This is a genomic window from Methanobacterium bryantii, from assembly GCF_002287175.1.
In the GTDB taxonomy this organism is placed as follows: Archaea; Methanobacteriota; Methanobacteria; order Methanobacteriales; family Methanobacteriaceae; genus Methanobacterium_D; species Methanobacterium_D bryantii.
The window spans coordinates 253828-267001 of record NZ_LMVM01000023.1; the positions used below are offsets into that span (position 1 = coordinate 253828).

Here is a 13174-nt window from a genome sequence, read left to right on the forward strand (position 1 = left end):
TAATTCATTCTCTCCTTTCTGCTCCAGGTATCTCGCACCAAAGCGGAGAAAGTTTTCTAAGGGTCTCAACTACTTCTTTAACTGCAGTTATAACGTAATCTACTTCTTCTTCAGTGTTTTCTTTTCCAAGTGTCAAACGCAGAGATCCATGTGCTTCAACATGTTCTAAACCAAGTGCTATTAAAACATGTGACGGCTCTAGGCTCTTTGAAGAACATGCAGAACCAGTTGAAGCAGCTACTCCTTTTGAATCAAGGTGCAATACCAATGATTCGCCTTCAATACCCGTAAATCTTAAATTTACGTTGTTTGGAAGCCTTTTTGTTCTGTGTCCATCCAGGTAAGATTGTTCTATTGAATTCAGTATTCCATCTATTAATTTGTCCCTTAAATTTGTTATATATTTCGTATCTTCCAGCAGGTTTTTTTCTGCAAGTTCGCACGCTTTACCAAGTCCAACAATTCCTGAAACGTTTTCTGTTCCTGGCCTTAATCCTTTTTCATGCCCCCCTCCATGAATTATAGGTTCTAATCTAACCCCTTTTTTAACATATAATGCTCCAATTCCCTTTGGGCCATAAACTTTATGCGCTGAAAGGGATAGCATGTCTACATTCATTTTTTCCACATTTACTGGAATTTTACCAACGGTCTGTACAGCGTCAGTGTGGAAATAAATTTTATTTTCCCTTGCTATCTTACCAATTTCCGCTATTGGTTGGATGGTTCCAATTTCATTGTTGGCGTGCATGATTGTAATAAGAATAGTTTTGTCAGTTATTGCATCTTCCAGATCAGATATTTTGACAATTCCATCTTCGTAAACAGGGAGATAAGTAACCTCAAACCCATTTTTTTCTAAATACTTACATGTTTCCCTTACTGCAGGGTGTTCTATAGCACTTGTAATTATGTGATTTCCCTTATTTTTCAGGCGGTATACAGTACCTTTAATTGCGATATTATCTGATTCAGTACCGCCGCTTGTAAAAATAACTTCTTCAGGTTTTGCCCCTATTAAAGAAGCAACCTGTTCTCTTGCAGCTTCCATAGCTTTTCTTGCGTCCCTACCCAATGAATATAGAGTAGATGCATTTCCAAAATTATCAACAAAATAGGGCTTCATCGCCTCAAATACTTCGGGATCAACTGGTGATGTAGCTGAATGATCCATATAAATCATTATTTCACCTCAATTTTTTTAAAATACTACGTATTTCCTAACATCATATTTATTACAAATCAATTTAAGTATAATATGGACGCTTTGTGATGATCAACCTTTTTAAAATCACGGCTGTAAAATTGAAGGTTTTGTAAGGTCATATCATCATAAATTGCTTAATTAATATATGAAATTTGATTATGTTAAATTTTTTTAATCAGTCCCGGGCCATCAACGTACTGATATGATCAGTTGTTATAATTCCAATGACCCTCTTACCCCCATCAACTACTGGAAGAGAAGATATATTATATCTTTTCATTTTCTCAGCTGCAAGTTCTATATAGTCTTCAGGACAAGCCGTTATGACATCTTTTGTCATTATTTCGTCTAATTTACTGCATTTTAAAGCAACTGCCTTAGATATATCCCATGCAGTTACTATGCCTATTAATCTATTATCCCCTGCTATAACTGGCAAGTGTGTAACCTTTTCCTCAAGCATAAGTTTAGCTGCCTCATCTATACTTGCCCCCTCACTTATTTTAGCAGCCATAGGAGTCATAACATCGCCAACAAGAATTTCAGAAAGGAACCCATTTATGATATAATTTAACTGACCTGACTCCAGCAGGAAAGCATCGTGCCCATATGGCGATTTAATTTCATGATAGTTTACATCTATATCATTTGCAGTCAAAGCCATAACAATTTCTTTTGATTGGGCAGGTGGATAAAGCCAGTCCGAATCTACTGAAATAACCAGGAATTTAGTCTTTACATCCTTAAACCCTTCAGCTAAAGATCCATTTGCAGTTAAATCAAAGTAATCCATGGCTTTTGTTACATAAAGGTAAGTATTTGCATCAAACCTTTTAACAAATGAGTTACCCTGGTAATGAAGGTAGCTTTCTACCTGAAAATCCATTGATAAATCGAACCCATATTTTTCTTTATCCTGAAGTCTTCTGCCAAATTTTTGATACATTGATTCATAGCTGAGATATGTGATATGCCCTATCATCCGGGCAAGGCTTAAACCTTCTTTTGGGGCTTCTCCAGAGTAGTATGAACCTGCATTCCATTTTGGATCAGAGATTATTGCCTGCCTGCCCACTTCATTAAATGCAATTTGCTGTGGGGCAGACCTGGCCGCTGTAGCTATCGGAATAGCCAGTTTGACCATATCCGGATAAGAAATACACCACTGCAGTACCTGCATCCCACCCATTGATCCACCTACAACTGCAAAAAGTTGGTTAATTCCAAGATGATCTATCAATTTTTTCTGGGCTTCTACCATGTCTGAAAGGGTAATAATTGGAAAGTCAAGTCCATAAGGCTTTCCAGTTTCAGGATTAATTGATGACGGGCCAGTTGAACCTTTACAACCCCCAATAACATTAGAACAGATAATAAAGTATTTTTCAGTATCCAAACATTTACCAGGTCCGATTATGATATCCCACCAGCCGGGCTTCTTATCTCCTTCATGCCACCCTGCAGCATGGGCATCTCCAGAAAGTGCATGACAAATAAGGATAGCATTACTTTTCTCTTTGTTCAATTTACCATAGGTTTCGTATGCTACTTTAACTTCTTTAAGCTTGCTCCCGCCTTCTAAAATTAAATCATCTGGAAAAATGAAATACTGTGTTTCAACAAGCCCAACTGATTCTTTTTTCATTTTCTTAAATCCCATAATATTTGTATGTCCAAATGATATTAAATCAATTTGGACAATGGAAATCTCTTAATTTATATTTTAGATAATGCCTGATCTATGTCAGCTATGATATCTTCAACATTTTCAAGACCAATAGATAACCTTACAAAGTCTTCAGTGACTCCAGTGCACTCCTGTTCTTCTTTTGTAAGTTGCTGGTGAGTAGTAGATGCCGGATGTATAACTAAACTCTTTGCATCGCCGATGTTTGCAAGGTGAGAGAATAACTCCACACTTTCTATGAATTTTATGCCTGCTTCTAATCCGCCTTTAACACCGAAGCCAACTAATCCACCATAACCTTCTTTCAAGTATTTACTTGCTATTTTATGGTTTACATTATCTTCAAGTCCAGGATAATTGACCCATGCAACTTTTGGATGTTCTTTAAGGTGTTTTGCAACCGTAAGTGCATTTTCTGCGTGTTTTTTAACCCTCAGTTCAAGTGTTTCAAGCCCCTGAAGGAACTGGAACGCGTTGAACGGGCTTAAGGTTGGCCCTAAATCTCTTAAAAGTAAAACCCTTGCCCTGATTGTAAATGCAATGTTACCCAGTTCAGGGAAGTCACCAAATGTTTCCCAGTATTTAAGTCCATGATAACTTGGATCTGGTTCAGTAAACTGTGGAAACTTACCATTACCCCAGTTAAAGTTACCGGAGTCCACTATAACCCCCCCAATTGAGGTTCCATGTCCCCCCACATATTTAGTGGCAGATAAAACAACTACATCTGCACCATGTTCTATTGGCCTTAAAAGACCTACTGCCGCCGTATTATCCACTATTAACGGAATTCCTGCTTCATGAGCTATTTCAGCCAGAACTTCAAAATCAGGGACATCTAATTTTGGGTTTCCAAGTGATTCTACATATATTGCCTTAGTTTTTTTATCTATGGCTTTTTTGAATTCTTCAGGTTTGGTAGAGTCAACAAATTTTACAGTCCGTCCCAGATCAAGGAAAGTGTAGTTTAATAACTCATATGTTCCACCGTAAAGGTTGTCTCCAGATACTATATTATCCCCCAACCTAGTAGCGTTTAAAATGGCAATAAATATTGCAGAAAGTCCTGATGAAACTGAAAGCGCTGTATGGCCTCCTTCTATTGCAGCTATCCTTTTTTCAAATACATCATTGGTAGGATTCATTATTCTGGTGTATATATTTCCAAACTCTTTAAGGCCAAATAAATTTGCTGCATGTTCAGTATCCTTAAAAACATACGATGATGTCAAGTAGATCGGTACTGCCCTTGATCCTGTTGCTGGATCTGGTTCTTCCTGACCTACATGTAATCCCAATGTACTTAATCCAAGTTCTTTTTTCTTTTCTTCTGTCATAAAATTCCTCCAAAAAATTTCCAATTTTTTGGGGTTCAGGAAAAACCTGGTTTTTCCTTCATCCTCCAATAATTTTTATTATTGGCATCCTCCTGCATAGGTTATCCCTAATTTAAATAGATTTAAACTCTCAAAAGCTATATTTAAAGATTATAACTAGCATTTTTAGAGGCCTACGATCAAATCACTATAACAATTGTTATATTTAATAACTACCTTCTTATTATTTAAGGTTTGCCCATTTTTAAGCAAATAGGAATATACCAAACCATTCTACTCCAATCATAGTAAAACTAAATTTATTATGAACTACAGAATAGTTATCAGCTTTGGTAAAGTATTTATATAACAATCGTTAACTTAATAACTAAGCCAAAATATTTTTGCCGAGATGACCGAGCGGCTAGGTGCGTGGCTGCAAACCACGATACTTGGGTTCAAATCCCAATCTCGGCCTCAACCTTTTTTTAAAAAAAGGTCCCCAAAATCTACGATTTTGGGACGCCAAAAATTCTACGAATTTTTGAGCGATTGATCAAAAAATCCGGCAGAACAAAGTTCTGCGGCCCAAAAAAAATCTTCGATTTTTTTGACGGCCTCACGAAAAAATAAAAATTTTTTCGTTGCGGAGAAACGAATACAATTTTCTAAATTCACATTCTAATGGCGTAATACAAATAGAAAAGTAAATTTTCGAAAGCTAGTCTATTTAAAAGTAAATTAGATTAAAATCACAATTAATAAATACTATTTTAATCTTATTATCTAATAATAAACATTTTTTTAATTTAACCTGAGTTTGAGGCAGAATAATGAAAGTATACAATACCATGACCCGTAAAAAAGAAGAACTAAAGCCTATGAACAAAAATAGAATAAAAATGTTTGTATGCGGACCAACAGTTTACGACAAATCACATATCGGGCACGGAAGAACTTACATTGCTTTCGACATTATAGCAAGATACCTTAAATATAAAGGATACAGCGTTTTCTACCTGCAAAATATCACAGATATTGATGATAAAATAATTAAAAGAGCAAATGAACTGGACGTTGAGCCATTAGAACTTGCAAAAAAATATGAAAGCCTCTACTTTAAAGATATGGAACTATTAGGCGTGACCAATGTTAATTATTATGCAAGGGCAATGGAGCACCTTACTGAAATAATAAATCAGATTCAAACATTATTAGATAAAGGATTCGCATATGAAACATCTACAGGAGTCTACTTTGATGAATCTAAGTTAGAAGATTTTGGAAAACTCTCAAACAGAAATATTAAAGACTTAAATATTCATAGAGTTAATCCAGATCTCACAAAAAGAAACCCTGGAGATTTTGCACTCTGGAAAAAAAGAGATGAAGAACCATCATGGGACTCTCCATGGGGTAAAGGGCGGCCAGGGTGGCACATCGAAGATACAGCAATAACTGAAACCTATTTTGGAGGTCAGTTTGATATTCATGGAGGAGGATTAGACCTTATATTCCCCCACCACGAAGCGGAAATTGCACAAATGGAATCTGCAACTGGTAAAAAACCAATGGTCAAATACTGGATGCACACTGGTTTTTTGAATGTTAAAGGAGAGAAAATGTCCAAATCACTTGGAAATTTCATTACAATAGGAGAACTGCTCAAGGAATATGACCCCCAAGTCTTTAGATACTTTGTTCTTTCAACCCATTACAGAAGTCCAATAGATTTCAGCGATGAAGCATTAATGCAGTCCAAAAACAGCCTTAAAAGGATTCACAAAATAATGGAAACAGTAGATGAGCTTTTAGAAAGCAATATAACTGATGAAAATGGGCATGATGAAAAATATCTTCAATTGCTGGAAGATACTAAAGAAGAGTTCTTAGATGCTATGGACAATGACTTTAATACTCCAATTGCGCTTTCGGCACTTTTCAATTTAGTAAGAGATATAAATAAAGGAATAAATGAAGAAAAAATATCTAAAAACGTGTTTAAAGAAATAAAAAATTTACTAGATGAATTCGGAGATATTTTAGGGCTTACTTTTTCAGTAGAATCAACTAAAAGCGATTCTGATGAACTGGTTAATATCCTGATTGATGTAAGAGAAGAGCTCCGTAAAAAGAAAGACTACGAATTATCAGATGAAATTAGAAGCAGGCTAAAAGATGCAGGAATCAATTTAGAGGATAAATAAACCCTTCTTAATCTTTAAATGAGTGATATCACTTAATTCAAAAACAGTACGATTTTTTTATTTACTTCAAATCCAGTTTAAAAAGAATAAATAGCATAATATGCCTATTTAGAAAAATGATTAATTAGAGTATAACTCCAATTAAATACAGTAATCCACATCTGAGTCCCTATTAGAACCCAAGCATGCAGTACAACCTGTAGGAATTTTATCTTTTTCTTTATGCAACTGACAGATTATTTCTTCAGCTTTAACATTTTTACATATTTCACATATTCTTTGAATGATGCGGTCCGGCCCAAGCTCTTGCTCCGTTAGATCTTTTGCAAGCATTTTAATCATATTCTGGGTCTTTTCATCAAATTTGATTCCGTGTCCTCGTTTATCACTTACATACTGTGAAACTGCAGGTTGAGTTATATCCAGCAACTCAGAAATCCTTTTTTGTTTTATACCTAATTTAAGAAGCTCTTTAGCTAATTCAGACCTTATACTTGGAATTACGTACCATACAACTATTTCACATGGTGGTCTCATTTTATCACCCTTATTTATATACTATTTTGAGATTTAGTTAATTATTTTTTGAAATTAAAGTTTAAATAACACAGTTAAGTGAACAATATAACATATGTTATGAAGTCTTATACCCTTTACGGTATTTAATCAACATGTACAATTTAATTGTATCTAACTCAATATTTAAATTGTTTAATTAAATTAAATCAAATTATAAAATTAAGGTATCATTAAATCTTAAAAAAAATAAGCGATGTAATTAGATGCCTGCCCCTTCTGAAAATATTTCTTCAATCTCTGATTTTTTATTAAATAATTCATCTATATTTATAGTTGTTGTAGATAATCCTAACGCTTTAAGCTGCATTTCCATTTCATCTTGACGCTGCAGAATAAGTTTAATCACTTCTGCAATTGGATCAGGCAGTTCCCCATGGTCAAGATCAATAGCACATTTCCTCTTTTCTTTAACATTTCTTCCAGGTATTCCAACTACTGTAGACCCTGGAGGAGCTGATTTTAAAACTACTGAGCCTGCACCAATTTTTGAACAATTCCCAATGGAAATATCTCCTATTATTTTGGCTCCTGAGCCTATAACAACCCCACTTCCAATTGTTGGGTGTCTTTTCTTCCTTTCAAGGCTTGTTCCACCAAGTACAACACCCTGGTAGATCAATACGTCATCTCCTACAATTGCAGTTTCTCCAACTACAACACCCATCCCGTGATCGATGAAAACTCTTTTTCCAATTTTTGCGCCAGGATGTATTTCAATACCAGTTAGAAGACGGGCCAGTGCAGATATAAAACGTCCAGTAAATAGATGGTTACGAATCCAGAACCAATGAGCTATTTCATACCCCCATATAGCATGAAGTCCAGGATATGTGAGAAATATTTCCAATTTACTTCTTGCTGCGGGATCCCTCAGCATCACCATTTCTATATCCTCTTTGATCCTTTCAAACATGATATTGGCCTCCCACTCAATTATTAAAAACAAAATTATAACATACGTAGCAGGTATCGCATGTCTTTATATTATGAACATTTTTTTACTTAAAGTTGAACACCTTCAGCAGTATGGAAGATTTTTTCAAATACCCATTCCATACTCAAGTACCTTTCTCCAGTATCCGGGAGAATTACAACGATTCTTTTACCTTTATTTTCTTCCCTTTTTGCAAGCTGGACAGCAGCCCATGTGGCAGCTCCAGAAGAAATTCCTGCAAAGATTCCTTCTTCCCTTGCAAGTCTGAGCAATGTATCTGCTGCATCTTCGTCTTTTACTGGAATGATTTCATCTACTAATTCTGGTTTATATACATCAGGGATAAATCCTGCACCTATTCCTTGAATCTTGTGAGGTCCAGATTTTCCGCCAGATAGTACAGGAGAAGCTGCAGGTTCAACGGCAACGGCCTTAAGATCAGGATTATGTTCTTTTAAAACTTCTGCAATACCTGTTATTGTTCCACCAGTACCTACACCTGCCACCAAGATATCTACTTTACCGTCAGTGTCCCTTAATATTTCCTGTGCAGTGGTTTCCCTGTGAATTTTAGGATTTGCAGGGTTTTTGAACTGCTGAAGTACTACTGCATTTGGTATTTCTTTAACAAGCTCTTCGGCCTTTGCTATTGCCCCGGGCATTCCACCCTCACCAGGAGTAAGTACTATTTCAGCTCCAAATAATGCCAATAATTTTCTACGTTCTATAGACATCGTATCTGGCATTGTAAGGAGTAATCTGTATCCTTTCGCTGCGGCAACAAATGAAAGTGCAATTCCAGTGTTTCCGCTTGTAGGTTCAATTATAACCGAGTCTTTATTTATGACTCCAGCTTCTTCCCCAGCTTCAACCAGTGCAACACCAATTCTATCTTTTACACTGCTTATTGGATTAAATGATTCAAGTTTTGCAACGACTTCTGCCTCTGCACCTTCTGTAACTCTATTTAACCTGACCAAGGGAGTATTTCCTATAAGTTCTGTTGCATCATTTGCTATCCCTCTTGTTAATTCAGGCATATTTACCATTTTTTCACCTTATTTTCTCCATTTTTTTATTGTTTTTTATGATTTATATAACTATTGTTATAATATAACAATTGTTAAGTAATGATTATAGAAGATGTGGCAGAGGATGCCACCATATAACAATAGTTATAATCATCATTAGTGTGCTGATTACTATAAATACTTAACGATCGTTAAGTTACTGAAAGTTGGAAAACATTAGTCATGTTACCAAAAGCCAGCGGATTTTAAATTTATAGTGAAAATCATCAGAAAAGTCACTGATTAATATAAATTTAAATACAAGCTCCAGCAATACTATACTTTTCTCGCTTTTAAAAGTATTCATTATCCAATTTAAGTGAAGATTTTTATGTATAAACAAGTTAAGCCCATAAAGAACAACAACACATCGCTGGTGATTGCCGGCCTCATTCTCACCAATATCTTCTGGGGAGCATCAGGAGTAGCTGTGAAAGTTGCACAGCTGCAGCTGGGAACCTTTGAAATTGTAGCCCTGCGATTTATCGCTGCAATGCCCCTTTTAATCACTGCCACAGTACTATGGAAAGGCTGGGGAGCCCTAAAAATAGATAAGAAAGATTTACCTTATATTGCAATACTAGCGTTTCTAGGTATCCCACTCGAATTTTTGCTGCAGGTAACTTCATTGGCATATACCACAGCAACATGTTTTACCCTTATATTCAGCCTTTCTCCATTCTTTATAATTTTTGCATCTGCAGTTTTAATTAAAGAGAAAATTACTCGACATAAATCTATTGGTGCATTAATCGGGTTTATAGGAGTAACATTCATAATTACAAACGGCAGTTTAGCTGTCCCCACCAATCTTCTGGGTGATGCAGTGGCCATCATGGCCAATATAGTCTGGGCCATTTATACCGTCCTGGGAAAATCAATAAACGAGAAATACTCTGCACTTACAGTACTTAATTATACTTTTATATTTGGCGCGCTAGAATTAGTGCCATTTTACCTCATATCGCCAGGGTTATCTCCTGCAGCATTCACTGAATCTACATGGACAGCGATGATATTCCTTACCATCTTCTGTTCGCTAGTTGCATTTTTACTGTATAACTACGGTACAGAAAAGTTACCGGCTTCCATTGCAGGTATGTTTATATACGTTCAGCCTTTATCAGGTGTAGCTTTAGCTGCTCTAGTGCTTGGAGAGTCGATAACTGTTTACACGATACTTGGAACATTCCTTATCATATACGGCATTTATGAAGCAGAGCGCAGAGGCGGCATAATAAACGGGATAAAAAACGTTGAAAATAACCGTAAATCCCAATAAATCTTAGCCAATTTACTGTAAAAATAAAATGTGTTTAAAAAATAGTAGTTTATGAGTTTTCTTCGGAGGATTCTTCCTGAATTAACTCATATACTTTCTTCAGGGCATCATCTATCAGCATAGGTATTATTACAGGCTGAATTCCGTGTGCTATAAGTTTATCTCCAGCTCCGCAGCCTACCTGACTGACCAGTACACCATCAACGTCTGAAATTATTTTTATAGTGTCCTCAGTGGTACTTCCACCAGAAGGATTACATGAAGGAGTGTTCTCTCTAAGTTCCAGAACCTCATAGCTGCCATCATCCTTAAGTTCAACTATTAAAAACTGATTTGCTCTACCAAAATGCTGGTTTACAAATTTTCCATCGCTGGTTGCAATTGCTATTTTATAACTCATTTTGAAACCTGGTTAATGATATTAAATTCATTATATTTAGACTTTTAAACAAATTAAAAACTTAAAAATTACAGTAATAATGAATAATAAACGCTTGAAAACGGACAAAAGTGGTTTTAAGAACATTTATGTTCTTAAGCAACTTTTGCACCTGCTTCTGGACCGGGTTGAACTGAATAAATTTCTTCTACTTTTAACAGGACCGCCGCTTTTGGTGCGTGTTTGCTCGATACGCTTTTTACCCAGTCAACAGCTTCATCGAAGTATTTACCAGATTCAATTACTTCCACCGTTCCTTTAAACTGATAAGGGCATTTTGAAGCGTCCCTAGGAACTAAACTTGCTTTTGGATTATTTTCAAGATTTTTACGTGTTTTATTCATATAATTGTCCACAATCATTATGGTTTTGCTGTCCATGGGTCTTGCAAATCCAATTGGAACAACATTGGGAGTTCCATCAGCCGTTGAAGTTGCAAAGAAAACCACATTCTCTCTTTCTACAGCATCCATCATTTCTTTTGTCATTACCATTTAAATCACCAGTTATACCTATAACAATTGTTAATATATAAGCTTTTTGCAAAAATTAACCTGTAAATCAACTTAATTTCAAATTGACTGAAAAATATTAAAAATATGATTAACATGGTAAAATTTATAACATTTATTATAACAATAGTTATAAAAGAAGTCAGCTTAAAATCAAAATAGTGCCAATTTGAGCTAAGTTGATGTTAATTCAGATTTACATATTTTTAAATCAAACAAATCAGGAGAAATATTATGGTTAATGTAAAATTTTTAGCACGTTTTAGAGATATCACAGGAAAAAGATCCGTATCTATTGAACATAATGGGAGCATATCAGACTTAATGAACACCCTAACTGAAAAATACGGGAACGAATTTAAAGATGCTTTATTTGATAAAAAAGGAAATTTAAGAGATTACATGAAAATAATCGTAAACGGAGAAGATGTTGAGTCAAATGGAGGCTTAGAATCAAACGTCGAAAACAATGATGAAGTTGTAATCTTCCAAACCATTGCAGGAGGATAATTTCCTAATTTTACACTTTTGGGAACCAAGAAGTTAGATATTCCACGGATAAATTCAAATTAAATAACATTATTTTTGTTTTTAAACATTAATTAAATGCCATATCCAGTATAATTTATTTACAAACATTTTTTTTAAATTTTAATAAATGAAAACTTTATACAATAAAATATAACAATTGTTATATAAGGCAGAGAGTTAAAATAAGGAGGAATTATTCATCCACATAGGTTACCTATCAACCATATACCACACGTCATTATCCTGAAAAATGAACCTTTAGGGAATTTAAATGATTATAATTTAGAATGGTCCCTGTTTGCCACAGGGCCCACAAAGATGCATTTGCTTCAGGAGATCTGGATGCAGGTTATATTGGTCTCCCTCCCATCATGATTGGGATTGAAAACGGTTTAAAGGTTAAGTGTGTTGGCGGAGGACATGTAGAATGAACAGTAATGGTTGCCCCCACTATTATAAAACTTTTGATGAATTAAGCAGTGTAAATGCTGTTTTAAAACAATTTGAAGGTAAAAAAATCGGAACACCATCGAAAAGATGTATACCCGATGTGATAATACGTGAACTAACTAAAAATCTTGATATTGAAATTAAAAACTTTCCATGGGCTGATTTTATACCCGATGCAGTAGAAGAAGTAGAAATCGCTGCAGGTGTTGGAACACCATCCCTTGCATCAGTCACCTCCAGAAGATTTTCATCCAATGTTGTTATTCCGCTGCATAAGCCATGGCCTTATAATCCAAGCTATGACATAGTGGTAAGAGAAGAATTAATTGATGAATCACCTGAATTTATAACAGACTTTCTGAAAGCCCATGAAGAGGCGACATGTAACTTAATAAGATTACATCCTGAGCAAGCAGCAGAAATAGCTTTAAAAGAAGTTAAAGTTGTTGATGAAGATTTTGTGCTTGATACGTATAAAATATCTCCAAAGTACTGTGCAGGTATTCCAGAGGAATATAGAAATTCCACACTTAAATTTATTCCAGTTCTACAGAGATTAGGCTATATGAAAGGGGATCTAAATCAGGAAAATATTTTTAACCTTGAATTTATTAAAAAAATTCACCCCGAGCCTGCTCATTACTGATAATTTAGCTGTTTACTTTCGGATGTTCAATTCCCTTTCGATTTCTTGATTTATTCTGTTTAATTCGTCTTGAACCTGCCTAATGTGTTCTTTTTCCTTTTCAGCATTCTTCTTAAGTTCATTATACCTATCTTCATCTTTTTGCGGATCAGCGGCATTTATCTGGTTGTTCCAGTACCCAATCTGTTTTTTAACTGCATCTAAATATTCCATTTCAACGCGTTTCATATTTTTGAGTCTACTAATACGGGTTCTGCTGGTTTCTTCATTCACTTTTTTATTATAATCTTCTGGAGACATGAATATATTATGTT

Annotated in this window: 14 protein-coding genes and 1 tRNA gene; 6 read left to right on the top strand and 9 right to left on the bottom strand. The window is 35.2% G+C overall.

Annotated elements, in window-relative coordinates; translation table 11 throughout:
- Nucleotides 1-4 precede the first annotated feature (4 nt).
- The 3 genes from nifS to ASJ80_RS09800 form a co-directional block, all read right to left on the bottom strand.
- On the bottom strand, nt 5-1180 hold the full coding sequence (gene nifS / locus ASJ80_RS09790) for a cysteine desulfurase NifS (RefSeq protein ID WP_069582842.1): 1176 nt from the start codon (nt 1178-1180) through the stop codon (nt 5-7).
- A 202-nt stretch (nt 1181-1382) separates the two neighbouring features.
- Complete coding sequence (metX, locus tag ASJ80_RS09795; RefSeq protein ID WP_069582719.1) at nt 1383-2852, bottom strand: homoserine O-acetyltransferase MetX; 1470 nt, start codon at nt 2850-2852, stop codon at nt 1383-1385.
- A 71-nt stretch (nt 2853-2923) separates the two neighbouring features.
- Nucleotides 2924-4231 carry an O-acetylhomoserine aminocarboxypropyltransferase/cysteine synthase family protein gene (locus ASJ80_RS09800; RefSeq protein ID WP_069582843.1) on the bottom strand — a complete coding sequence of 436 codons (1308 nt, stop codon included), beginning with the start codon at nt 4229-4231 and terminating at the stop codon, nt 2924-2926.
- Between the two features lie 385 nt (nt 4232-4616).
- Here ASJ80_RS09800 and ASJ80_RS09805 point away from each other — a divergent pair.
- Both ASJ80_RS09805 and cysS read left to right on the top strand, forming a co-directional pair.
- Nucleotides 4617-4687 (top strand) — tRNA-Cys (locus ASJ80_RS09805).
- 356 nt (nt 4688-5043) lie between these two features.
- The gene (gene cysS / locus ASJ80_RS09810) at nt 5044-6417 is read left to right on the top strand and encodes a cysteine--tRNA ligase (RefSeq protein WP_069582720.1); all 1374 of its coding nucleotides are present in this window, start codon (nt 5044-5046) and stop codon (nt 6415-6417) included.
- A 141-nt stretch (nt 6418-6558) separates the two neighbouring features.
- On the opposite strand, the gene ASJ80_RS09815 is transcribed toward cysS, so the two are convergent.
- From ASJ80_RS09815 to cysK, 3 genes are all read right to left on the bottom strand, one after another.
- Nucleotides 6559-6954, bottom strand: coding sequence for a transcriptional regulator (locus ASJ80_RS09815; RefSeq protein WP_069582721.1), 396 nt, complete (start codon nt 6952-6954; stop codon nt 6559-6561).
- 241 nt (nt 6955-7195) lie between these two features.
- Complete coding sequence (gene cysE / locus ASJ80_RS09820; protein ID WP_069582722.1) at nt 7196-7909, bottom strand: serine O-acetyltransferase; 714 nt, start codon at nt 7907-7909, stop codon at nt 7196-7198.
- An 89-nt stretch (nt 7910-7998) separates the two neighbouring features.
- Nucleotides 7999-8979, bottom strand: a complete 981-nt coding sequence (gene cysK, locus ASJ80_RS09825) for a cysteine synthase A (RefSeq protein ID WP_069582723.1) — start codon at nt 8977-8979, stop codon at nt 7999-8001.
- Nucleotides 8980-9331: 352 nt separating this feature from the next.
- On the opposite strand from cysK, the gene ASJ80_RS09830 reads away from it, so the two are divergent.
- A complete protein-coding gene (locus ASJ80_RS09830; protein ID WP_069582724.1) occupies nt 9332-10282 on the top strand; it encodes a DMT family transporter in 951 nt (316 codons plus the stop codon).
- Between the two features lie 49 nt (nt 10283-10331).
- On the opposite strand, the gene ASJ80_RS09835 is transcribed toward ASJ80_RS09830, so the two are convergent.
- Both ASJ80_RS09835 and ASJ80_RS09840 read right to left on the bottom strand, forming a co-directional pair.
- On the bottom strand, nt 10332-10682 hold the full coding sequence (locus tag ASJ80_RS09835; RefSeq protein ID WP_069582725.1) for a NifB/NifX family molybdenum-iron cluster-binding protein: 351 nt from the start codon (nt 10680-10682) through the stop codon (nt 10332-10334).
- A gap of 134 nt (nt 10683-10816) precedes the next feature.
- Nucleotides 10817-11215, bottom strand: a complete 399-nt coding sequence (locus tag ASJ80_RS09840; RefSeq protein ID WP_069582726.1) for a pyridoxamine 5'-phosphate oxidase family protein — start codon at nt 11213-11215, stop codon at nt 10817-10819.
- Nucleotides 11216-11467: 252 nt separating this feature from the next.
- On the opposite strand from ASJ80_RS09840, the gene ASJ80_RS09845 reads away from it, so the two are divergent.
- From ASJ80_RS09845 to ASJ80_RS09850, 3 genes are all read left to right on the top strand, one after another.
- On the top strand, nt 11468-11743 hold the full coding sequence (locus ASJ80_RS09845; RefSeq protein ID WP_069582727.1) for a ubiquitin-like small modifier protein 1: 276 nt from the start codon (nt 11468-11470) through the stop codon (nt 11741-11743).
- A 308-nt stretch (nt 11744-12051) separates the two neighbouring features.
- Nucleotides 12052-12195 (top strand): hypothetical protein, encoded by a 144-nt coding sequence (locus tag ASJ80_RS17500; RefSeq protein WP_245837555.1) that lies wholly within the window; start codon nt 12052-12054, stop codon nt 12193-12195.
- Nucleotides 12192-12860, top strand: a complete 669-nt coding sequence (locus ASJ80_RS09850; RefSeq protein ID WP_245837556.1) for an ABC transporter substrate-binding protein — start codon at nt 12192-12194, stop codon at nt 12858-12860. The genes ASJ80_RS17500 and ASJ80_RS09850 overlap by 4 nt, the downstream gene beginning before the upstream one ends.
- 12 nt (nt 12861-12872) lie before the next feature.
- On the opposite strand, the gene ASJ80_RS09855 is transcribed toward ASJ80_RS09850, so the two are convergent.
- The gene (locus ASJ80_RS09855) at nt 12873-13160 is read right to left on the bottom strand and encodes a hypothetical protein (RefSeq protein WP_069582728.1); all 288 of its coding nucleotides are present in this window, start codon (nt 13158-13160) and stop codon (nt 12873-12875) included.
- Nucleotides 13161-13174: the final 14 nt, after the last annotated feature.